Annotated in this window: 22 protein-coding genes and 1 tRNA gene; 10 read left to right on the plus strand and 13 right to left on the minus strand. The window is 55.0% G+C overall.

Going from position 1 to position 22,654, the window contains the following annotated elements:
- Nucleotides 1-176: 176 nt before the first annotated feature.
- Nucleotides 177-1,130 carry an ornithine cyclodeaminase family protein gene (locus ABJK70_RS05940; RefSeq protein WP_347257561.1) on the minus strand — a complete coding sequence of 318 codons (954 nt, stop codon included), beginning with the start codon at nt 1,128-1,130 and terminating at the stop codon, nt 177-179.
- Between the two features lie 146 nt (nt 1,131-1,276).
- Between ABJK70_RS05940 and ABJK70_RS05945 the strand changes: the two genes are divergently transcribed.
- Nucleotides 1,277-1,798 (plus strand): metal-dependent hydrolase, encoded by a 522-nt coding sequence (locus ABJK70_RS05945; protein ID WP_077727944.1) that lies wholly within the window; start codon nt 1,277-1,279, stop codon nt 1,796-1,798.
- Between the two features lie 11 nt (nt 1,799-1,809).
- Here the strand turns inward: ABJK70_RS05945 and ABJK70_RS05950 are convergent, their stop codons facing one another.
- From ABJK70_RS05950 to ABJK70_RS05960, 3 genes are all read right to left on the minus strand, one after another.
- Nucleotides 1,810-2,586, minus strand: coding sequence for a class II glutamine amidotransferase (locus tag ABJK70_RS05950; RefSeq protein WP_077727945.1), 777 nt, complete (start codon nt 2,584-2,586; stop codon nt 1,810-1,812).
- Nucleotides 2,587-2,709: 123 nt separating this feature from the next.
- The gene (locus ABJK70_RS05955; RefSeq protein WP_077727946.1) at nt 2,710-3,996 is read right to left on the minus strand and encodes a YhjD/YihY/BrkB family envelope integrity protein; all 1,287 of its coding nucleotides are present in this window, start codon (nt 3,994-3,996) and stop codon (nt 2,710-2,712) included.
- Between the two features lie 235 nt (nt 3,997-4,231).
- Complete coding sequence (locus ABJK70_RS05960) at nt 4,232-4,828, minus strand: uracil-DNA glycosylase (RefSeq protein ID WP_347257562.1); 597 nt, start codon at nt 4,826-4,828, stop codon at nt 4,232-4,234.
- A 343-nt stretch (nt 4,829-5,171) separates the two neighbouring features.
- On the opposite strand from ABJK70_RS05960, the gene ABJK70_RS05965 reads away from it, so the two are divergent.
- The gene (locus ABJK70_RS05965; protein WP_077727948.1) at nt 5,172-5,903 is read left to right on the plus strand and encodes a Crp/Fnr family transcriptional regulator; all 732 of its coding nucleotides are present in this window, start codon (nt 5,172-5,174) and stop codon (nt 5,901-5,903) included.
- Between the two features lie 57 nt (nt 5,904-5,960).
- Here the strand turns inward: ABJK70_RS05965 and ABJK70_RS05970 are convergent, their stop codons facing one another.
- The 4 genes from ABJK70_RS05970 to ABJK70_RS05985 form a co-directional block, all read right to left on the minus strand.
- A complete protein-coding gene (locus ABJK70_RS05970; RefSeq protein ID WP_077727949.1) occupies nt 5,961-6,446 on the minus strand; it encodes a phage holin family protein in 486 nt (161 codons plus the stop codon).
- 18 nt (nt 6,447-6,464) lie between these two features.
- A complete protein-coding gene (locus ABJK70_RS05975) occupies nt 6,465-6,743 on the minus strand; it encodes a hypothetical protein (protein WP_077727950.1) in 279 nt (92 codons plus the stop codon).
- Between the two features lie 496 nt (nt 6,744-7,239).
- Nucleotides 7,240-7,719 (minus strand): single-stranded DNA-binding protein, encoded by a 480-nt coding sequence (gene ssb, locus ABJK70_RS05980; RefSeq protein WP_086133601.1) that lies wholly within the window; start codon nt 7,717-7,719, stop codon nt 7,240-7,242.
- 140 nt (nt 7,720-7,859) lie between these two features.
- Entirely contained in the window at nt 7,860-9,251 is a 1,392-nt protein-coding gene (locus ABJK70_RS05985; protein ID WP_347257563.1) for an MFS transporter, read from the minus strand.
- A gap of 71 nt (nt 9,252-9,322) precedes the next feature.
- Between ABJK70_RS05985 and uvrA the strand changes: the two genes are divergently transcribed.
- From uvrA to ABJK70_RS06000, 3 genes are all read left to right on the plus strand, one after another.
- Nucleotides 9,323-12,211, plus strand: a complete 2,889-nt coding sequence (uvrA, locus tag ABJK70_RS05990; protein ID WP_347257564.1) for an excinuclease ABC subunit UvrA — start codon at nt 9,323-9,325, stop codon at nt 12,209-12,211.
- 357 nt (nt 12,212-12,568) lie between these two features.
- Complete coding sequence (locus ABJK70_RS05995) at nt 12,569-13,270, plus strand: DUF2959 domain-containing protein (protein WP_347257565.1); 702 nt, start codon at nt 12,569-12,571, stop codon at nt 13,268-13,270.
- 278 nt (nt 13,271-13,548) lie between these two features.
- Nucleotides 13,549-14,838 carry a porin gene (locus ABJK70_RS06000; protein ID WP_156879501.1) on the plus strand — a complete coding sequence of 430 codons (1,290 nt, stop codon included), beginning with the start codon at nt 13,549-13,551 and terminating at the stop codon, nt 14,836-14,838.
- Nucleotides 14,839-14,985: 147 nt separating this feature from the next.
- On the opposite strand, the gene ABJK70_RS06005 is transcribed toward ABJK70_RS06000, so the two are convergent.
- Both ABJK70_RS06005 and bfr read right to left on the minus strand, forming a co-directional pair.
- The gene (locus ABJK70_RS06005) at nt 14,986-15,195 is read right to left on the minus strand and encodes a (2Fe-2S)-binding protein (RefSeq protein ID WP_077727955.1); all 210 of its coding nucleotides are present in this window, start codon (nt 15,193-15,195) and stop codon (nt 14,986-14,988) included.
- A 125-nt stretch (nt 15,196-15,320) separates the two neighbouring features.
- A complete protein-coding gene (gene bfr, locus ABJK70_RS06010; RefSeq protein WP_347257566.1) occupies nt 15,321-15,788 on the minus strand; it encodes a bacterioferritin in 468 nt (155 codons plus the stop codon).
- 139 nt (nt 15,789-15,927) lie between these two features.
- On the opposite strand from bfr, the gene ABJK70_RS06015 reads away from it, so the two are divergent.
- From ABJK70_RS06015 to ABJK70_RS06035, 5 genes are read left to right on the plus strand one after another with little or no spacing between them, the layout of a single operon-like run.
- Complete coding sequence (locus ABJK70_RS06015; RefSeq protein ID WP_139841028.1) at nt 15,928-16,476, plus strand: YcxB family protein; 549 nt, start codon at nt 15,928-15,930, stop codon at nt 16,474-16,476.
- A gap of 53 nt (nt 16,477-16,529) precedes the next feature.
- Nucleotides 16,530-18,419 carry an ATP-binding cassette domain-containing protein gene (locus ABJK70_RS06020; RefSeq protein WP_077727958.1) on the plus strand — a complete coding sequence of 630 codons (1,890 nt, stop codon included), beginning with the start codon at nt 16,530-16,532 and terminating at the stop codon, nt 18,417-18,419.
- A 31-nt stretch (nt 18,420-18,450) separates the two neighbouring features.
- Complete coding sequence (locus tag ABJK70_RS06025; protein WP_077727959.1) at nt 18,451-18,951, plus strand: hypothetical protein; 501 nt, start codon at nt 18,451-18,453, stop codon at nt 18,949-18,951.
- A 27-nt stretch (nt 18,952-18,978) separates the two neighbouring features.
- Nucleotides 18,979-19,416, plus strand: a complete 438-nt coding sequence (locus tag ABJK70_RS06030) for a universal stress protein (protein ID WP_077727960.1) — start codon at nt 18,979-18,981, stop codon at nt 19,414-19,416.
- Nucleotides 19,417-19,455: 39 nt separating this feature from the next.
- Nucleotides 19,456-20,031, plus strand: coding sequence for a YbhB/YbcL family Raf kinase inhibitor-like protein (locus ABJK70_RS06035; RefSeq protein WP_205780631.1), 576 nt, complete (start codon nt 19,456-19,458; stop codon nt 20,029-20,031).
- 19 nt (nt 20,032-20,050) lie between these two features.
- Here ABJK70_RS06035 and ABJK70_RS06040 read toward each other — a convergent pair whose 3' ends face one another.
- The 3 genes from ABJK70_RS06040 to ABJK70_RS06050 form a co-directional block, all read right to left on the minus strand.
- Nucleotides 20,051-21,508: a potassium transporter TrkG gene (locus ABJK70_RS06040; RefSeq protein WP_077727961.1), complete on the minus strand. Its 1,458-nt coding sequence runs from the start codon at nt 21,506-21,508 to the stop codon at nt 20,051-20,053.
- Nucleotides 21,509-21,800: 292 nt separating this feature from the next.
- Nucleotides 21,801-21,888, minus strand: a tRNA-Leu gene (locus tag ABJK70_RS06045).
- Between the two features lie 16 nt (nt 21,889-21,904).
- A complete protein-coding gene (locus ABJK70_RS06050; RefSeq protein ID WP_077727962.1) occupies nt 21,905-22,552 on the minus strand; it encodes a response regulator in 648 nt (215 codons plus the stop codon).
- Nucleotides 22,553-22,654 lie beyond the last annotated feature (102 nt).

Here is a 22,654-nt window from a genome sequence, read left to right on the forward strand (position 1 = left end):
GCGAACGGGCAGCGAGCGTCTTCGAAGAGTTGTTAGTGACGGGAAGTGCAGGACATCGACTTCGGGTACGGCCGGATTGCGGTGTGCTGCCTGAGGATGCCTATCAAGTTGTGCAACCAGACAGGGCTCCGAGGCTGTTGATTCTCCATTAAAGATGGAGGCAGGACTCAAGTGCGTCAGGGATTCTTGCGATCAGCGCGATCCAGGATGAATCGCGCCGTCATTAAATCCAGATGGCCGCCGCCGCCGTTTTTGAATAGGGTGATGTCGGCGGGAGACAGTCTGCCGGGATGGATGCCGCGGCATAGCTCGAAGTGATCGGCCAAGATATCCGTCACGGATATCACGCCGTTCCGGATGGGGATGCAGAGTTCGCCGATATGGGCGACAGTGGTCTCGCGGGAGTCGACGAATATCTTGGCTCGCCGGATGGCAGTGTCGTCCGCCTCCCGCATATCCGGAGTAAACGCGCCGACCAAGTCCAGGTGGGTTCCGGGCTTGAGCCATTCGCCTAGGATGAGCGGAGCGGTGGCCATGGTCGCGCAGGAGACGATATCGGCGTCGCGTACCGCTTGTTCCAGGTCCGTCGTGGGGTGTATCGAAGTCCGTAGGCCAGCCAGGGAATCCGCTAATCTTACCGCACGGCGCGGCGTGCGGTTCCAGATCCATACCGACTCGATAGAAGGGCGGACGGCCAGATGCGCTTGAATCAGATGAGGCGCCATGGCGCCGGCGCCGACCATGAGCAGCCTCTTGGCATCTTCGCGGGCCAGGTGCTTCGCGCCCAGTGCGGAATCGGCGGCCGTTTTCCACAAGGTGAGAGCGGTGCCATCGAGGCACGCCAAGGGTCGACCGTCCTCGGCGCCGAACAGAACGTAAAGGCCCTGTACCGAGGGGAGTCCACGGGTTTGATTGTCCGGGAAGACCGTCACCAGCTTCGCTCCGACGCCGAGTTTGCTTTGCCAGGCGGCCCGTACGAGAAAGTGCTGCGTTTGCCCGTCCGTATGCGATTGGCTCAGCAGCAGATCGTCCATCGCATCGATCTCGCTGCCGTGGGCCGCTTCAAGCCAGGCCACTAGAGACGGATAATCGAGCCGGTCGTTTATTTGTTCGGCGCCGATCCATTTCATCCAGGCTCTCCGAAGAATGTTCCTGTAGCGAAGCCTACCACGAATGGCTTGACTTGAAATTCAGTATGATCCCGCCGGGAACGCTATCCGGCGGTTCAGCTGTCTTATCGACGTATTGATGAGGTTTTGGTTTTCGGAGCCGGGCTATGTCTACCATCGTCTCTCACGCGGCGGTTCCGATCGCGCTGAGCGCCTGTTTTCCGGATGGCATTCTATCGCCTGAGGTTGTGCTATTGGGTGTCGCCTGCTCGATGATTCCGGATCTGGATGCAGTCGGTTTTGCGTTCGGGGTGCGCTACGGTGATCCGTGGGGACACCGCGGCATGACTCACTCCATCTCCTTCGCACTATGCCTCGGAGCGTTATCGATGGCCGTTCTGCCCGGTGAACACAAATCTTGGCCGGTTTTCGTATTCCTGTTTCTTTCGAGCTTATCCCATCCCGTCATCGACGCCCTCACCGACGGCGGTCTGGGCGTTGCGCTTTTCGCGCCGTTCTCGAACAAACGTTACTTCTTCGCCTGGCGACCGCTCGCCGTGCCGCCCATAGGAATCTACGCCTTCTTTTCGGCCCGGGGATGGCTTGTGCTTAAAAGCGAGATGCGCTGGATTTGGCTGCCCTCGGCCTTGTTATTCGGTGTGGCGCGGGTCGTTAAAGCGCTCTTGTGATCGTTTTGCCTTTAGGCGACATTTAACGGCTCCCCGTCGTGAAATAGAACCAGCTGGCCGCGGCGCAGTTTGGTCCAGATTTCGTTGTCGGTAAGCGGGAGAGTGGCGATGACAGTCACTTTGTCGTACGGTGTCGTGAGTTCGCTGAAGTCTACCGTGATGTCCTGATCGACCAGGTGGGCGCAGCCGAACGGCGCTTTGCGCGTGATGAAGTGCAGATTCGTGGAACAGTGCGCGAAGAGGGAATCGCCGTCGGAAAGAAGATAATTGAAATCGCCGTGTTCCGCGATCTCGGCAGTGATACGCTCGACCACGCCATAGACCTGTTCTCGGCTCGGGGAACCATGTGGGAACGCCCGACGCAACGCATTCAACAGATAGCAGAAGGCTCTTTCGCTGTCGGTATCGCCGACCGGCTGAAAGACGTCATCGGGGCGCGGCGGATCGAAATGTTCCAAGGTGCCGTTATGGGCGAAGATCCAGTAACGGCCCCACAGTTCTCTTCGGAAAGGATGGCTGTTCTCAAGGGCAATTCGGCCTTTGGTGGCCTTCCGAATATGGGCGATGACGTTGGTCGAATGGATCGGGTAATGGCGCACCAGATCGGCTATCGGCGATTCGACTGTCGCTTTGGAGTCGACGAATAAGTGGCAACCGCGGCCTTCGAAAAAGGCGATGCCCCAGCCGTCGCGGTGGTGATCGGTCAATCCGCCGCGTACGTGAAATCCCTCGAACGAGAAACAGATGTCGGTCGGAACATTGCAGTTCATTCCCAAGAGCTGGCACATGGTGGATACCTACGCGATAGTAATCGACGGGCTCGGGTTTTAGTATGCCAGAACGGCAGCAAGCAGGCGGCAAGGGGGGCGTCTTGTAGCCCAACTGGATTCCGGTATTAGGCTGCCGTGAGTTCAAGCATCTACCAAATCCTTCAAAGAAAGCCCCTCGGTGGCTTGTGCGCCGCACGTGTGCAGTCTTTCCAATAGATGATCCACGGCGGGGACCGAGAGAGTGTTCTTGTCGATGGACGACGTTTCAGCCGGCGACGTTCGTATCGCTTCCAGAATTTCGGATACCGTGATGGCCGACAAATCACGGGCGGGAACAAATCCTTGATCGCCTTCGACCGCGACCAGAATCAAATTCCGTGTTTTCAGCGCGTCCAAGATTTTCTCGATCATGAGATCAGGGAGACCGAGGTGCTGGCTTAGGGCGTCGGTCGTCCACGGCTTTTTTCCCTGATGAAAGTGTTCCGCGATCAGGTACATGATCAAGAAACCGAGGCGTTCGAAGAGCTGATAGCTGAGTTTGACGTCGCGCTCGGCCAGATGGATGTAGCGCGGATGCTGGTGATAAACCGAAATCTGAGCGCCGATCAATAGAATGAGCCAGCTTACGTAGATCCAGATCATGAATACGATGAGGATCGCGAAGCCGGAGTAAATGGCGGCGTACCGGGCTGAGCTGGCGACGAATTCGGCAAACAGCCAGCCCGCTCCGCGCCAGCCGATGCCGGCCACGATGCCTCCGACCAGAGCCGAACGAAAGTTCACGTGGGTGTTCGGAAGAAATCGATAAGCAAAGGTAAAGGCACCGATGATGAGGAGGTACGGAAGAATCAGTCCCAACAGGTAATACAAGGTTCCGAAAGGTTCCTGACTGATGATTATCTGCGCGATTTCGGTGCTGGCCATGGATGCTATGAGTCCGAGAGCGGAGAAAACCAGCACCGGCCCCACGAGAAGAACGCTGAGATAATCGCTGAACCGTCTGTGAAAGCTGCGCGATTTCTTGGCCCTCCACACATAGTTGAAAGCCTCCTCGATTTTTTGCAGCAGAGAGAGAACCGTGTAGAACAGCATGGCGAAACCGACGAAACCCAATACGCCGACCCTAATGTTGCTGACGAATCCAATGATGCGGTTAACGATTTCCCTCCCTTGCTGGCCCAACGGCGCCACCAGTTCCAGCAGGAGCGGCTCCATTTGGTTGTGTACGCCGAACGCGGCGAGTACCGAAAAGCTGACCGCCAGGAGCGGGGTCAACGACAGCAGGGTCGTATAGACCAGACTCATGGCGCGGTAGTCCAGGCCGCCTTCCTGTATGTCTCTGATCAGCCTCTTGATCAAAGCTTTTACGTAGGCGAACCGGTTCCGTAGCGAAGACTGGTCAATCGATACCCAAGGCCAGCTTTTCATGACGTTTGATCCAGGAGGCTGTTTGCTGCAAAGGGCATTGATAATGATTTTTGGACAGAGCGGCAACAGGAATGTGCGCGGACGCCGAATCCCGGATTCAGCCCGGCAGGGTCGTGACGAAGGTATCGCAAGCGCCGCGTCCTATGTGGGGCAGGGAAGGAGGCCACCTTTTTCCGCGTCGTTGAAGTCCCGTGGACGGGCCGCTCCGACGACCGTGAAACCCAGGCCTGAAAAGCTACTGAGATGAATCGGTGGAGCGCGCGAGCAACTTGCCCAGGATCTCGAAATCCTCCTGGAGGGTGGCGGCGATCCAATCGAAACGCAAGGCGGCGGCAGGATGATAAGTTACGAAATAGCTTCGTCCGTTGCGCGGCTGCGTGGTTCCATGCAAGTCGGAAACGGTCGCGGTATCGCCCAGCATCTGACGTGCGGCGACTTGGCCAAGCAGCACGATGACCTTGGGCGAGATCAGCTCGAGTTGACGCTCCAGCCACAAATTCGTGCAGGTTTTCAGCTCGTCGCGCCGGGGCGTGCGGTTGTTCGGCGGACGGCATTTGACGCAGTTGGTAATGAACAGCCTGTCGCGGGCGATGCCCTGACCTCGAAGGAGCGTGTCGAGATACCGGCCTGCGGGGCCGACAAACGGCCGGCCAGCCGCATCCTCTTTGCCGCCCGGGCCTTCGCCCAACACCATGATTTCGGCATTTACCGGTCCTTCGCCAGGGACTGCGTGTCGGCGGCTCTCGTGAAGCCGACATGCGACACACAGGCGAATGCCGCCGGCAAGATTTTCGAGTTGTTCGGACGAGTCTTTCAAGTCCTCTATGGCCATATACGCTGAATCCACGATCCACGGATCTCTACTTCGCAGACACGGCCCCAACGCATTAAGTTCAGCATCCAGCCAATTTGCCTCCCGGTTCGGAGGGAAATGGTGCCTGAACGTACTGGGGGTATAGAGAACATCGGCTTTCAGTCTGTGGTCTACCGGATGAGTTTGATCCGCAAATTTGTTAATCTGAGATTTGCTAGCTCAGCGCGGATCAACTCGGTTCCGTTTCGCGCATAGACCAGGAATGGTCGGCTACCTCGCAAACCGCGGATCTCTCCAATAGGCGAGCTTCCAAGGAGTTGGCTTGCGAGGTGTGATTTCAATCAGGACGACGAGGTGGCACATGGCTAATTTAGGAAAGGGCAGCATTTCTCCTATCGCGCGGCATCCCGCGGCTCGGGTGTTTGAAGAGGACACCGGCGATGCATTGGCAGGCCTTGACATGGCGGGTTTGGAAACGGTTTTTCGAGGAGGCAAGCGAAAATCGTTCGCCGCCAAACAAATCATCTTCAGAGAAGGCGATCCGGCCGATACCGTGCTGGCGATTGTGCAGGGCTTAGTGAAGCTTATCAGCTATTCGCCCGACGGGAGGGCCCGTATCGTTCGGCTTCATGCCAAATGTGCATTTCTCGGTCTCGGGGGATTGATCGAACCGACGTATCAGCATACGGCGGTGGCGGTCGATCAGGTGGAAGTGATTTGTGCGCCGTTGCGAACGATTGCCCAGCTCAAGAAAGATAATCCTTATTTGTATTGTCGGCTCATCGAGTGCTGGTACCAGCATCTGAAGAGTGCCGACATCTGGATTACCGACTTTTCCACCGGATCGATAAAGGCGCGCGTCGCCCGGTTGGTGAACTTCCTGGCGGCCATTCAAAACGATACTTCGACATCGACTGCGGTAACTCTGCTGACCTGCGAGGAAATGGCTGCGATTCTCGGCGTTACGGTTGAAAGCGTCAGCCGAGTTCTGGCGGAATTCAAGCGCTCACGCATGCTTCGCGCCATAAAATGCAAGCCGGCGAAGAGATACGAAACTAACATCCCCGCTCTCAAGCATGTAGCGCAAATCTGAGTGCTTGGCAGTCTGAATAATCCGCCTGCCGCAGACAGTGTCGGCGGGCGGATTGGTTCAGTCTCTCGTAATACTACGAAATAAGCGTTGCCTTAGATGCGGGCTGGCGCCAAGAACCAGCCCCGCAACCAAGGCCGCGATCGCGATATCGCTGGTTCGAATATTGGCTGCACCGAGCGCATCAGTTACGGTAGCGCGCAGTGTGTCGGGAATGGCGGAGGGAGGCTGGGGCGCGGCCGCAAGGGAGGCTCTCGACGACGACGGCGGCAACGGCGCCGCTCTGCCCTGTTTGGTAAAAGATCGCGCAATAACCCATAACGCGATGAAAGCGATCACAATCATGGCGACGCCGACGATTACTCCGGCGACCCAAGGCTCCAGCATCGCCTCCAGCGATAAATAGACGCCAAGCAACGCGAAAACCAAGCCGCCGAATGCGGCCAATGTGGCGAAAATTGCCAGGGAGAGCAGTACCGCCGATCGGCTCAGCCCCTGCCAAAGCTTTGCTTTTTCCGCAGCGACGATGTCTGTGAATGATCGCATCACGGCAGCGGCCCGCCGTTAGCGACGGGTACCAAGCAACGTGCCGATTGCGAAGCCTGTGCCGAAGGCCACTAAGAGACTGGCCAAGGGGCGTGACTCTACATATTGCTCTACGCTTTCCTGGGCCGCCATCGCGTGGCCGCGAGCGCGTTCACCGACCTCCCGAGCTCTTGCGTAAGCGGTTCGTCCTTGCTCGACGCCCAAATCCTTCATCGCAGCCATCAAGTTGCCCATGTCGGCTTTGAGGGTGGCCAAGTCTTGCTTCAGATCTTTGGTGATGTCTTCCGTTGTTGCCATCGCTGACCTCCAGCTGTATCAGGGTTGTTTGGTTGCCGACCGAAGGGTGGTTTTGCTGCAACTTAATCCCTTCAAACACCGCCGGCATTTAGAAAAATCAACTACAGGCTCGATTCTTCCGCCGCAGCGCTGAGTGGTTTGTTGGCGTTTTACCGGCTTCGGAAAAACGGCAAGAGATAAGCCGGTCGACTTGCGGATATAGATCGTCTCATAACCGACCGGGTACCTGCGTTGGACCCGGAAATGAAGCCGAAAGTTGCTTTATTAACCCGGCCTATAAATATAGGTTGGGTTAATCCGGGGCAGGGATGCCCCGGCGCGGCGACAAGCCGCGTGAGCCCAGGCCGGGCGTGTACCGGGCCTGGGCGGCGGCCCGAAATACCAGGAGGGTATTTACGGGCCTGATCAATAAGATGGCGCGCGCGTTGTGGTTTTCTGTCTAACTTTATTTAGAAAACAAAAGCTTGAGGGCTTCTTCGGGATGGGCGAAGTTTCTTTAGAACGGAATATCGTCGTCGAAGTCGTCCATGCCGCCGAATCCGGGCTCCGGCTGCGGGGCTTGCTTCGAAGATCCCGAAGATGGCGGCGCATAACGATCGGATTCTCCGCGCCCGCCCGAGCCGGCCGAAGGACCACCGGCGCGGTCCAGCATCTGCATCTGATCGGCGATGATTTCGGTGGTATAGCGGTCTTGGCCGTTCTTGTCCTGCCATTTGCGCGTGCGCAGACTGCCCTCGATGTATACCTTGCTGCCTTTCTTCAAATATTCTCCGGCGATCTCGGCCAGCTTTCGGTAGCACACGACCTGGTGCCATTCGGTGCGTTCCTGTTGTTGGCCGGTCTGCTGGTCTTTCCATGTTTCGCTCGTGGCGAGCCGTAGACTGGTAACCGCGCCTCCGTTGGGCATGTAACGCACTTCCGGATCGGAACCTAGGTTGCCGATGAGTATGACTTTGTTGACGCCGCGAGTGGCCATATTAAGGTATCTCCGATCGATGATACGGTTGAGAATTTAAACAGATATTAGACTTGCCGCTATGGCTGAAGTTCTTAATTTTTAAGTAAAAATTACAGGTTTCGTCAGATTTCGAAAGACTGTCGGAAGCCTTGGCATGCTCATGCAGCGACTTCCTGCAACAATCCGCTCAGCGCCATGCGATCCAGCTTCTCTTTGTCGATTTTCAGGTAAGCCACGCCGTCTTCGGCCAGGACTACGGCTTCGGCAACTCCCGGCACTTGAAGCAATCGTCTGGACAAACTGGAAGCTTGGTCATGACTCAATCCGTTCACGTTAACCAGGAGGCTGCTCAAACCTCGGGGAGCTTTCATACCGATGGCAAATATAAACCATAGCAGAGCGACGGCGGCGCAGAACAGGAAGACATAAGGTATTCCGTAGCGGCCGTAAATCCAGCCGCCACCAGCTCCGCCCACGAAGGCGCCCAAAAATTGAGCCGTGGAATAAACGCCCATGGCAGTACCCTTGAGGTCGAGAGGAGCGGTCTTCGACACCAACGAAGGGAGGGTGGCTTCCAAAAGATTAAAGCCGGTGAAGAACAGGTAAAGAAGCCCGGATATGATCCAGAAATCGTGTTGAAGCCAAGTAAACCCTACGTCCGAAAGGACGATTAACGCGATGAAAGAGACGAATACCGCTTTCATCTTGCGTTTCTTCTCCGCGAGAATCACGAAAGGAACCATGCTGGCAAGGGCAAGTCCAAAGACGGGCAAATAGATGTGCCAGTGGTTGGCCGTTTCCAGCTGTAGCGAATCGCGCAAAATCAGCGGAAGAACTACGAAAGTAGCGGTCAAGACGAGATGCAGACAGAAGATGCCTAGGTCTAACCGCAGAAGTTCGCGATTTGCCAGGACTGTCTTCAAAGATGCCGGACGCATTTCCGTATCCCGGTGAAAACGGCTCACGGCCGGCGTCGGCACAACGCTGTACAGCACCACGATACCGAGCAGAGCCAATGCCGTGATAATCCAGAAAAGACCGTGAAGCCCTACCCAGCCGGAGAGGACCGGGCCGATCACCATAGATAGCGCGAAGGACATCCCGATGCTGATGCCGATCAAGGCCATCGCTTTGGTGCGGTGTTCTTCGCGGGTAAGATCGGCGGCCAAGGCCATGATGACCCCGGCGACAGCGCCGGCCCCCTGTAGAGCCCGGCCGGCAATGATGCCGTAGATCGAATCGGACAGGGCGGCGAGCGCGCTGCCGGCGGCAAAGAGCAGCAAGCCGAGCACGATCAGGCGTTTCCGCCCATAGCGGTCGGACCAGAGGCCGAAGGGAATCTGAAAGATCGCTTGGGTCAAGCCGTAAGCGCTGATGGCGAATCCGACCAATTGCGGCGAAGCGTCCGGAAGCTCGCGGGCGAATACCGAGAGAACCGGCAGGATCAGGAACATGCCCAGCATTCTCAACATGTAAATAGCGGCCAGAGACAAGCTGGCGCGCACCTCGGCTCGGGTCATCGGAGTGTCGAGTTGCAAGGTCGGATTCAAGCAATATGCTCCTTTGCGAGTGGCGGGAATCGGCCTATAGTAACAGGTTCTGTTTTGCGCTTGAATTTTGCATGGACACGATTCAGATCCGTGGAGCCCGCACCCACAACCTCAAAAACATCGACCTAGACCTGCCCCGTGACAAGCTGATCGTCATCACGGGATTGTCCGGTTCCGGCAAGTCGTCGCTAGCGTTCGACACCATTTACGCCGAAGGGCAGCGACGCTATGTGGAGTCTCTTTCCGCTTACGCGCGGCAGTTTCTGTCGGTGATGGAAAAGCCCGACGTCGACCATATCGAGGGCTTGTCGCCGGCCATTTCCATCGAGCAGAAGTCGACTTCGCACAATCCCCGTTCGACCGTCGGCACCATCACCGAAATTTACGATTATCTCCGGCTCCTCTACGCCCGCGCCGGCATGCCCCGGTGTCCGGAGCACGGCATCTCGCTGGAGGCGCAGACCGTCAGCCAAATGGTGGACCACGTTCTCAGCCAGCCGGAGGACAGCCGCTGGATGCTGCTCGCCCCGGTGGTCAGCGAGCGCAAGGGAGAGCACGCTCAGGTGCTGGAGGACTTGCGCAGCCAAGGCTTCATCCGCGCCCGCATTGACGGCGAGATTTACGAGCTGGACGAGCCGCCCAAGCTCGACCTTCGCCGAAAGCACAGCATCGAAGTGGTGGTCGACCGGTTCAAGGTGAGGCCGGACCTGGCCGTGCGCCTCGCGGAATCGTTCGAGACGGCGCTACGGTTGGCCGAAGGTATCGCATTGGTAGTGTCCATGGACGATTCGGAAACCGAATTGGTCTATTCGGACAAATATGCCTGCCCGCATTGCGGCTACTCCCTGAGCGAACTGGAGCCGCGGATCTTTTCCTTCAACAATCCGAAGGGAGCATGCCCGAGCTGCGACGGGCTGGGCGTCAAACAGTTCTTCGATCCTCACCTGGTCGTCCAGAATCCGCAGTTGAGTCTGGCGGGCGGCGCCGTGCGGGGCTGGGACCGTCGAAACGCCTATTACTACCATTTGGTCCAGTCGCTGGCCGAGCACTACGGTTTCGATCCGGAACAGCCATTCGGTCACCTGTCGAAATCGGTTCAGGATATCGTTCTGTACGGCAGCGGAACCGAAACGATTCCATTCAAGGTTCTGACCGCGCGCGGCGATACGCTGGTCCATCGGCATGCTTTCGAGGGGATCATTCCGAACATGGAGCGGCGCTATCGCGAAACCGATTCGATGATGGTACGAGAAGAACTGTCCAAGTATCTTTCCAGCAAGCCTTGCCCTGAATGCGAGGGGACCCGCCTGAACCGTGCGGCGAGACATGTGTTCGTAGTCGATTCCTCTCTGCCGGAGCTGACCGCCTTACCAATCAGGCGCGTACTCGAATTTTTCGGCGAACTGACGCTCACCGGGCGGCGGGGTGAAGTGGCGGCCAAGATCGTCAAGGAAATCACCGCGCGTCTCCAGTTTCTGGTCAATGTCGGGCTCGATTACCTGACCCTGGCGCGCAGCGCCGATACCCTGTCGGGCGGCGAGGCCCAGCGGATTCGCTTGGCGAGCCAGGTCGGAGCTGGCTTGGTGGGCGTGATGTACGTCCTGGACGAACCGTCGATCGGCCTGCATCAGCGCGACAATCAGCGGCTGCTCGATACCTTGCTGCGTTTGCGCGACCTGGGCAATACCGTCATAGTCGTGGAGCACGACGAGGACGCCATCCGGATTGCCGATCATGTCGTGGATATCGGGCCGGGGGCGGGGGTTCACGGTGGTCGAATCGTGGCCGAGGGGACGCCAGAAGCGATCATGGCAAACGACGATTCCCTCACCGGCCAATATCTCTCCAACCGTCTCGAGATCGCCGTGCCGGAGCGGCGTATTCCGCCCGATCCGGAGCGCGTGCTCCGGATTCGGAATGCCCGCGGCAACAATCTGAAGGGTATCGACGTTTCGTTTCCCGTGGGGCTTTTTACCTGTGTGACCGGCGTTTCGGGGTCCGGCAAATCCACTCTGATCAACGATACGCTGTTCCGCTTCGCGGCTCGCGAGCTCAACGGTGCCGCCGCGATGCCGGCATCGAGCGACGGCATCGACGGACTGGAGCATTTCGACAAGGTGGTGGATATCGATCAAAGCCCGATCGGTCGCACGCCGAGGTCCAACCCCGCGACCTACACCGGGTTGTTCACGCCGATCCGGGAACTCTTCGCGGCGACCCCGGAGGCGCGGTCACGCGGCTATTCGCCGGGGCGGTTCAGTTTCAACGTCAAGGGCGGGCGATGCGAGGCTTGCGCCGGCGACGGCGTGATCAAGGTGGAGATGCACTTCCTGCCCGATATTTTCGTCCATTGCGATGTTTGCAAGGGAAAACGCTATAACCGAGAAACGCTGGAAATCCGCTACAAGGGCAAGACGATAAACGAAGTCTTGGAAATGACGGTGGAAGAAGCCAGTCAGTTCTTTTCCGCGATTCCGGCCGTTGCCCGAAAGCTCGATACTCTGATGGAGGTGGGGTTGGGCTACATCAGCTTGGGCCAGAACGCGGTGACGCTTTCCGGCGGCGAAGCTCAGCGGGTCAAACTGGCCCGCGAGTTATCGAAGCGGGACACCGGCAAAACGCTCTATATTCTGGATGAGCCGACGACCGGACTGCATTTTCACGACATTCGGCAACTTCTGGGCGTTCTGCATCAATTGCGCGATCACGGCAACACGGTGATCGTGATTGAACACAATCTGGACGTGATCAAAACCGCCGACTGGCTGGTCGACTTGGGACCGGAAGGCGGTGAAGGCGGTGGTTTAATCGTGGCGGAAGGCACCCCTGAACAGGTTGCCGAAAACAGGGCTTCCTATACCGGGGCATTCTTGAAGAAAATCTTATCGAAGTCGGTACCGCCGAACCGAGCGTTTGGCGAAGCGGTTCACAAAATCAGTCGGAAGACTGTGCGGCCGTGACCGTAGCGACAACATCAGGAGAGTTATTTATCGTAGGTGATGAGGTGGAGGCGGTGGTAGCTTGCGGATCAGAGGCGATTAGCCAGAAGATGATTAGACCTAGCGCCAGGGCTGTTACAACAACCATATGCTTTTCGCTAAGTGCTTTCACTTAATATCTCCCTTTGTATGATGAAACTCCGTTGCGAAGCTTATTGAGTTTGCGTTACGGCAACGTGACGTGGATCTTACGCAAAGTTGTTCAAGACCTCTGTAAGTGAAAAATGATAACGCTGTCACCATGAGCTTACAAACGGTTTTATACGGATTTTAAAATGGCTGTCGTTGGCTTTTCTCGAAAAACAAGCAGTGTGCGTTATGAATAAGTCCTCCAATACGAATCCAATTAGTTTTGCCGCGGTATGTCGTCAGCTCTTGGGTCCTTTGACCCGGTATTTGATATCAAAATGTCAAAAGGTCTATTTTCGCGCCGTGGAGTCGACGGGGCATCATAAGCGAGACATCCTCGTCAGTCGTGTGGAGAATGCGCGGGACAGTTTGGAAGAAGCCAAGGAGCAATTTCAAAGTGCGCTGGATAAGTTCAGCGCACTTACGGACTTTCAGGGTGGCGAGCTCGAAGACTTATATCGACAGATTAAAGTCGAGTTCGATTACAGTAAAGCCAAGGCTCTAGCAGTCAAAGACCGGATTGCGGCGGTGCAGGACGTGGCCGAGGCTCTTTTTGCGGAATGGGAGGATGAGTTGGATCTGTACACCAACCGCAGCCTTCGAAGCAGCAGTCGGCAAAAGCTTAAGCTCACTCAGCAGCATTACGGACAACTGATTTCCGCGATGCGTCGAGCCGAGGGCAAAATCGAGCCAGTACTGAGCGTATTCCAAGATCAGGTGTTGTTTTTGAAGCATAACCTCAATGCAAAAGCGGTTGCGTCGCTGGAACATGAATTGGCAGCGATGACCGTTGGGGTTGCCGGCTTGATCACAGCCATGGAGCGTTCCATAAACCGAGCGAATGATTTCGTGTATTCGCTGAACGGTCAAAAAGCACTCCCTGCCAGTTGAACCGTTGTTTAGTGCCGAGCAGCTCGTTTCAGAAAAATTCTGATCGACTTTCTTGATACACCGGTGCTAGCTTTGCGGATGCCTTCAAGTCATCTTGATGGCCGATTGTGTCAATTGCAACAAAGTGTTGTTTTGGTGCAATCAGCCGTAAGAGCGCACCAAACAGGTGCAAAATCTTACTGATGCGTTACTTAAGTAACTGAGGGCACATTATTTTCGCCTTGGTATGGACTTTGCCTTAAGACTATCGTTCTAGAAAACATAAGAGAAAAAGCGATATGTATAAGAATTCATCCAAGATCCGAATGGGGCGTGTGGCTTTAGGCGTTCTTGCAGCGGTTTTCGCTGCCTCCGTTGGGGCTGAGGAAGCGAGCGAGCCCACCGGGTTGCTCGGCTATATGGGCGCCGATGTCAACGATACCCAATTCATGAAAAACTTGGGGCTGCAATTTGGTGGATGGATTAACGCCGGTATCACTTACAACGCGAATGAGCCCGCCGGAAGATTTAACGGGCCGGTGACGTTCAATGACCGTGCCTCCGAATTTCAACTGAATCAGCTTTACTTTTATCTGCAGCGTGCCGTCAATACAGAGGGCGATTCCTGGGATTTCGGCGGACGCTTCGACTTTATGTTCGGCACCGACGCCCAATTTACACAGGCTTACGGTTCGCCCCGCGGACATTGGGATCTCCGTCTGATGAACGAGGAGCGCTTCTATGACATCGCGCTGCCACAGGCCTACTTTGAAATATTCGCGCCTTTCGGTAACGGCATCACTGCGAAGATTGGACATTTTTACACCATCATCGGCAACGAAGTGGTGACGGCACCGGATAATTTCTTCTACTCGCATGCCTATACGATGCAGTTCGGAGAACCCTTTACCCACACAGGCGTGTTATTAAGCTATCCGATTGATCAGAACTGGACGATAACGGCGGGGGGCGTGACCGGCAGCGAAACCGCCGGTTGGGATGGTGCCTGGGACAAAGGTCTTGGTAATTGGGCATTTCTCGGTGGCGTGACTTGGGCCAGCGATGACAAGGGCAGTTCTGTAGCATTTAGCGCCACCAGCGGTGAGATTTCCGAGCAAGACGCAAACAATTGGAGCATGTACAGCTTAGTGATAAAGCACGACATCATGGAAGGCCTACACTACACCTTCCAGCATGATCATGGATGGGCAAATAGCGTCGTCGGGGCGACCGATCGGTCTGGCAGTAATGGGACCGATGCAGAATGGTATGGGATCAATCAATACCTCACCTACGATATTTCAGACGATCTTGCTGTCGGGCTGCGCGCTGAATGGTTCCGCGATGACGACGGCTTCCGCGTGGTTTCGCCTGCGCGGACATTGGGGGCGCTTCCAGCATCAAGTTATTATGCATTCACGGCCGGTTTGAACTGGAAGCCGGTGAATTGGCTGATGGTGCGTCCGAACGTTCGGTACGATTGGGCTGATAAGGCAGACGCGTACGACAATGCTGGTGGAGCGGCAAGCTTTGCCGGTAAGAAGAGCGATCAATTCCTCTTTTCCACCGACGTGGTCATAACGTTCTAATATATCTTGGGAATTTCGTCGTGAAGGACAGGGACGTCCTCCTTCCGTACTTCTGCCTTTCACTCCGAAGAACACTCCGTTCTAACGGGGTCGACCGTTAGCCTTCTAAAGCTCAAGCGGCCCGCTGCTATCCGGAGCGGATAAAGCTTATGCGGCCTTGCGCGGGTTATGGTCTGATACCGTTTTTTCGTGCTGCAAGCATTGGCGGATAAGCTGTTTGGCCTGAACCGCACACTTGCCGCACTGATCGCACGCACCTAATTTGGAGCGCAGACTGCGCATGCTTGTCACGTCCTGTTCCTGAACGGCCTTTCGGATTTGTCCGTCGGTGACTTTCTTGCAGATACAGATGTACATAACAAGACCAGATGAAAAAACCTGATCTAAATACTAGTACAACTGATAATTATTATCAAATAAGATTTGATTTGAACTGTCTTGCCCATAGGTGGGCGAGTGATAGGGCAGGCTGGATGTGTAGATTACATCTGTGTTTGCAGGTAGTTCTGTAGTCCGATTTTTTCGATGAGGCCGAGCTGAACCTCCAGCCAATAGGCGTGGTCCTCTTCTGTGTCCTTGAGAAGCGTCAGAAGGATATCCCGCGTAACGTAATCGCCGACGCTTTCACAAAACGCCATCGCTTCTTTGAGTTCGTCGATTACTTTGTATTCTAAAGTCAGGTCATTCTTGAGCATGCCTGGAACATCCTGACCGATCTGCAGTGCGTTGCGCTTGCTGAGATCCGGCACACCTTCGAGGAATAGAATTCGGTTGATCAATCGGTCGGCATGGGACTGTTCTTCCTGCAATTCGTGATGAATGCGTTCATACAGTCGGTTAAATCCCCAATCCTTATACATCCGGGAGTGAATTAAATACTGATCGATGGAAGTCAGCTCGCCGATCAGCAAATGGTTTAAGCGCGCGATAACATCGGCATTGCCTTTCATTTTGTTCTCCGTTGTGCAGCACCAAATCCCGCTTCGGATTAGACAAGCCCACCGAAGTGAGTAAATTGAAACAGAATTACGTATACTAGTCACCCTTTAGCGCTCCGGGGATGTGCTGCCGGTTCGTCGGCGGCGCAGGGTGTTAGACAATTTCTGTGATAGACGCATGACCCAAATAGAATACGAAGTCCGCGAACAGGATCTGGTTGCCTTCAACGAACATCAATTGCAGAACTCCGCGAGTTGGCAGAAAACCTTACGTCGTCACCAGGCGATCTTCCCCGGTATCATGGCGCTCATCGCGCTGTTCTTGTGGTTTTACTATCAGGATACGCTTTCCGCGATCTACGTAGGTGTGATCGCTGCATTATGGGGCATTTTGACCCCCCTCTATTTCAAGGGAAGCCTGCGCAGACAGATCCGGAAACTGTACTCGGATGAAGAAAGAGCTTGCATCCTCGGTACATATACCTTGCGGGCCGAGCCGCATGTTTTGGTAGAGGTCAACCGGAACGGCGAGTCTCGGATGAAATGGGCCGATATTCTTCGCGTCGAGATGACCAAAAAATACGCCTTTCTTTTCGTAGGCATTGACACGGCTCTGATCATCCCCCGTGCTACCGTCAAAAAAGGGGACCTCCATGAGTTTGTCAAAGAAGCCGACCGGCGAATCGAGCAGGCTGCTTAATTCCGCGCTGCCTTTCCGGCTAATGACCGGTGCCGGCTTGGCACCCCATTGGCATGCTTAATTTCAAATCGGTCGCGTTAAGGCGAGGCCAGCGTCTTCTGTTTGACGAGGCTTCCTTCACCATCCATAGCGGTGAGAAGGTCGGTATCACTGGCGCGAACGGAGCCGGTAAATCCAGTTTGTTTCGTCTGGTTCTGGGCGAGATTCATGTCGATGCCGGCGAAATTTCGATGCCGCCGAATTTGGATATCGCCCATGTGGCCCAAGAAACCCCGGCTAGCGATCAGAACGCCTTGGACTATGTCATGGACGGTGATCGCGAATTGCGTCTCATCCAGGCCGGTCTTCACGACGCGGAGAAAAGCGGCGATGGTGAGAAGCTGGCACTGCTCCATTCTCGCCTAGACGCGATCGGAGGTTATGAAGCCAAGGCGCGCGCCGCCAAACTGATGTCCGGTCTCGGGTTTTCGCCGGGCGATGAGGCCAAGCCGGTAAATCGGTTTTCTGGCGGATGGCGAATGCGCCTCAACCTCGCGCAAGCGCTGATGTGTCGGTCGGATATGCTGCTTCTCGACGAACCGACCAATCACCTTGACTTGGATGCCGTGATTTGGCTTCAAGAGTGGCTGTCCCGATATGCCGGTACTCTGCTTTTGATTTCTCATGATCGGGATTTTCTTGATGATATCGTCGATCATGTGCTTCATATCGAGAACCAAAAGGTTACGCTGTATTCCGGAAACTATTCGGCATTCGAGGCGAGACGAGCGGAACTCTTGGGGCAACAACAAGCGGCCTATGAAAGACAGCAGCGCGAAGTCGCGCGTATTCAGTCGTTCGTAGATCGATTTCGTGCGCAAGCTACCAAGGCGCGCCAGGTGCAAAGCCGCCTCAAGGCGTTGAGCAAGCTGGAATTGATTGCCGCGGCGCATGTCGACTCGCCTTTCAAATTTTCTTTTCTGCCGCCGGATAAGCTGCCTTCGCCTTTGTTGAAGCTGGATGAGGCTGGCGTGGGGTACGGTTCGACGCCTATCTTAAGCGGCGTTAATCTGACGTTGAATCCGGGCGAGCGGATAGGCCTTTTAGGCACAAATGGCGCAGGCAAATCCACCCTGATCAAATTATTGGCCGGTGTTTTGAGCCCAAGCTGCGGAGAGCGTTTGGAAGCGCAAGACCTGAGGGTCGGTTATTTTGCACAACACCAGCTCGAACAGTTGCGGGTCGATGAAAGTCCCCTTAAGCATTTGCAGCGACTTGATCCAAATGCGGCAGAAAAGGATTTGCGCAATTTTCTTGCCGGTTTTGGTTTTTGCGGCGACCAGGCGTTGGCCGCAGTCGCGCCGTTTTCCGGTGGCGAGCGTGCCCGGCTTGCATTGGCTCTTTTGATTTATCAGAAGCCGAATCTTTTGTTGCTGGACGAGCCCACCAACCATCTCGATCTGAACGCACGTGACGCGCTTACGCTGGCCTTGCAGGATTATCAGGGAGCGATGGTGCTCGTTTCTCACGATCGCCATTTGCTCCGAACGGCTGCCGACGATTTCTGGTTAGTCGCCGACGGAAAGGCTGAGAAATTCGCTGGTGACTTGGATGATTACAGGCAGTGGCTGAGCAATCGACGTGCCATATCGCAAGCTTCGGCCGAAAGCAAGGCGGCACCGTCCCGCAAAGATCAACGGCGCCTGGATGCGGAGCGGCGGCGTGCGTTGAGACCCTTTCAGCAGGCGCTGGAACGGGCTGAAGCCTCTTTGGAGAAATTGACGTTCGAAAAGCGGCGTCTCGAAGAGCGGCTGGCAGATCCTGCGCTGTACGAGGGTGACTCGAAGGCGGACTTACAGTCTTTGCTCCTTGAAAAAGCTGAAATTGACCGCCTACTGGTGGAAACCGAGTCCGCCTGGTTGGAGGCAAGTGAGGTGTTGGAATCGGTCTCGGGTGAAACTTGAGCGAGTTCGAATTTGCTGCCGAAGTGTAAACATGCCGCTGATAAAGCTGTTTCTCGATATCTGTTTTTTTAAGAAAGGACCTCGGGATGTTCCTGCGTCGAGCTTGCTGTTAGGGCTCGCGGTTCTCGCCTACTTGATCGTAGGTGTCGTGCTGCTCGGATTGGAACGCGATTGGAGCGGAGCGGTCGTCGAGGCCGTGGTTGAAGCTTTAATGCTGTTCGGCTTTCTTTATATGGCACTCTATCTGAGCCAGGGGATTCCCCGCCTGCAACAAACGGCGACCGCTTTATACGCATGTGATGCTTTGATCAGCACAGCCGCTGTTCCGCTCCTTGCCTGGCTGCTGGTGACACCGGAAGCCAAAGGGGTTTACATTTTTCTGACGCTTCTGATGCTTTGGCACTTGGCGGTAATTGGGCATATTTTGCGACATGCTTTGGCCATTTCATTCTTTTTCGGCTTGGGGTTGGCTTTCGGGTACGTAGTCGTAAGCTATCAAGTTATGATGATCCTGTTTGGTCGAACCATGTGAGCGCAAGCAGAGAATAGGAGACTGGTGATGACGTACCGGCAGATTTTATTGGCAGCCGATTTTTCCGAGCACGGGGAACAGGTGATCCAGCAGGCTCAGGATTTGGCGAAAAAGTACGACGCCAGACTTAGCATTATCCATGTCGTGGAAAATATGCCGGTCATGGATTCGTCTTATGGGCCGATTGTGCCGTTCGACATCGATCTGACAGATCAGATGATGGATGCGGCGCGGAAGCGTTTGGCAGAGATCGCCGATCGTTTGGCTATCCCTCAAGACAATCGCTGGGTTGAAATCGGAAGTCCCAAGGTGGAGATTATCCGCATTGCCAAGGAGCTGCAGGCAGATCTAATTGTCATCGGATCGCATGGCAGGCACGGCATCAGTCTGTTGCTCGGTTCTACGGCCGCCAGCGTGATTCACCATGCTGAGTGCGACGTTCTGGCTGTTCGTCTCCGGGGTTAGATTTTGATTTCTCATTGATTGACAAGGAGGTCAAGGATTATGAATTTGTTTAATCGCTGGATGTGGTTGCTGCTGGGTGGTGCGCTGCTAATCGCCAGTGATGCAGTCATTTCAGAGGAGTTTAAAGGAGGGCAGGGCATGTCCATGAAGATCGAATCGTCAGCATTTATGCATAACGGCGATATGCCACAGCGCTTCACTTGTGACGGTCAAGACGTGTCGCCGCCGTTGTCCTGGTCCGGGATTCCCGAGGGCGCGAAAAGCTTGGTGTTGATTGTGGACGATCCCGATGCACCGGATCCGAAGGCGCCGAAGATGACATGGGTCCACTGGGTGCTCTACAACATTCCGACAAGCTCGAGCGGTTTATCGGAGGGAATTTCGTCGCAGTCTTTGCCCGCCGACACTGCCGAAGGAGTCAACGATTGGAAGCGGACGGGCTATGGCGGGCCATGCCCGCCAGTAGGGCGGCATCGGTATTTCCATAAGCTTTACGCACTCGATACTGTTTTGTCTGGACTGCATAAGCCCACGAAAGCCCAGCTCGAAAAAGCCATGCAAGGACATGTTTTGGCGCAGGCCGAGTTGATCGGCGTTTATCAGCGTATTAAATGATACTGGCCGACGAATCTTCTTATTTTTTCCAGTATGCCGGCGTAAACAAAATCAGCGCCGTAAAAACCTCAATGCGGCCGAGAAACATGGCCAGGGTACAGGTCCATGTCTGGAAATCCGTTAGCCCCGCGAAATTGCCGGCTGGCCCTACCTGGTTTAGTCCGGGACCCATGTTGTTGATGCAGGCAATGATGGCGGAAAAGGACGAGACGAAATCTAGGCCACTGATGACCAGCAACAAGGTCAGAATCACGACGCTCATGAAATAGACGAAGATGAATCCGAGTACCGCGAGAATAATATTCGATGGAATGACCATGTTGCCAAGCTTGAGGGGGTTCACGGTCGTGGGATGCGTCAGTATGAGCATCTGCAGCTGACTTTGCTTGACCAGAATTAGGGTTCTCATCATTTTGATGCCGCCACCGGTGGAGCCGGTGCAGGCTGAGACGGAGCTCAAGAAGAGCATCCATAGCGGCGCAAATAATGGCCATTGGTTGAAGTCGACGCTGGCGTAGCCACAATCGGTAGCTGCGGAGACCAGATTGAAGCTCGTGTGTCGAAAGGCTGTCCAATAGTCAGCATAAGTACCCTGCTGCCAAAGATAGAAAGCGACACCCACGCAGCTGGCGATAATCAGGATCAGAAAAGGCGCCACCTCGATATCATGCTTGTAAGGGGCAAAGGTCCTGCTATGGATCGCCAGGAAGTGCGTGGCAAAATTGATTCCCGCGAGCAGCATGAAAATGGTGAGGACGCCCTCGATTTGCGGCGAATCGAAATAGCCTATGCTGGCATCGTGTGTTGAAAACCCGCCTAGCCCCATGGCGGAAAAGGCATGACAGATTGCGTCCAGCCAGTTCATCCCAGCTAGTTTGAGCGATCCGATACAGATGACGGTAATGCCGGCATAAACCAGCCAGAGGTTTTTGGCTGTCTCGGTAATGCGAGGAGTGAGTTTGCTCTCCTTCATGGGGCCTGGGGTCTCGGCCATAAACAACTGCCGTCCGCCGACACCGAGTACCGGCAGAATTGCGACAACTAAAACGATGATTCCCATGCCTCCCAGCCATTGAAGTTCGTGTCGCCATAAGTTGATGGCCGGAGGCAATTCATCCAAACCAGTCAGGATTGTTGCGCCGCTCGTTGTGAGCCCGGACATGGCTTCGAAATAGGCGTCGGTGAATGACAAATCCTTGAGGTAGGACATCAGAGGAAAGGTCGCGAACGCCGCCATTCCCGTCCAGGCGAGCACCACGAGCAAGAACCCATCCTTGGCTTTCAATTCGCGCTGGAATTTTCTCGTCGTGAGCCATAAAAGTCCGCCGGCGGCTAGAGTGAGCAGCATGTCTTCGATAAACAACGAAACCGTCCCGTCACGGTAACTTAACGAGGTCAGGATAGGTAACGCGTAAGTCACGCTGAAAACCATCAGCATTAGGCCGAAAACTCTAGCGAGGGATAAGAATCGATTCATCTGACAAGAACCCTATAACATCAAACCAAAGGGTCACTAAAAGAAACTCTCGACCCGCGGTCGAAAGAGCGAGGAATTGCGCTTGTCTGCAATCGATTCCACCTTAGATATCGCTAGATTGACCCTGAAACATACCTCGATTGGCTGTTTCGTTGAAAGGCGGGAGTTTTGGTGTAAAGCTGACTGAAGGAAGTCAGCCATGGCTGGCGATTGTGTGGAGTATCGTAGAGCCGTTGATGATGGATTGAGTCGATAGATACAGCATGAGTCAGCCGTTCACGGAAAGCGGGTTTGGTGCCTCGGGCCGGAATCGAACCGGCACGCCGGGTTAGGGCGCGGGATTTTAAGTCCCGTGTGTCTACCTATTCCACCACCGAGGCAAATAGACTTGAATCCTCATCGGAGGGGAGTGTCGCTGATAAGGTCGTATCTTGTCGCTAACCGAGTCAGCTCTACGTCGTTCTTGACAGACAGTTTGTCATACGCCCGATACCGGTATGTATTGACCGTTTTGGGGCTTATCGTCAGCATGTCCGCCATGTCCTGAATCGACCGGCCTTGAAGTGTCATGATGACGACTTGCAGTTCGCGGTACGATAGATCGTTAAACGGCGACGAGGATTGATCGGCCAGTTTGGCCAAGGCCATTTTACTGGCAACGTCCTGACTAAGATATCGTTTGCCCTCGGATACCGTCCGAATAGCATTGATCAACTCGCTGATAGGACAGCTCTTCGAAACATAGCCGTGAGCGCCCAAGTTTAGGAGTTGGTGCGGGAATGGTCCATCAGCATACACACTCAAAGCCACAATTTTCACCAGTGGATGTTTTTGACTGATCTTTCGGCATGCTTCAATCCCGCCTATACCCGGCATATTGATATCCATAACGATCAAGTCGGGACTCAGCCGGTCAGCTTGCTCTATGGCCTCTTCGCCCGAGCACGCTATACCGATTACCTTCATGTCCTCGGCTTCGTTCAGTAAGTGCTCGATGCCCGCTCGAACCAGTTCATGATCATCTACCAGGAGAATGCCGATCATAACGTCAATGGCTAAAACTGGACTAGAGCGCTTACCTTAGAATATGGCGGAGAGGGAGGGATTCGAACCCCCGGACGGGATCAACCGTCAACGGTTTTCAAG

Source organism: Methylocaldum sp., from assembly GCF_039794385.1.
Taxonomy (GTDB): Bacteria; Pseudomonadota; Gammaproteobacteria; order Methylococcales; family Methylococcaceae; genus Methylocaldum.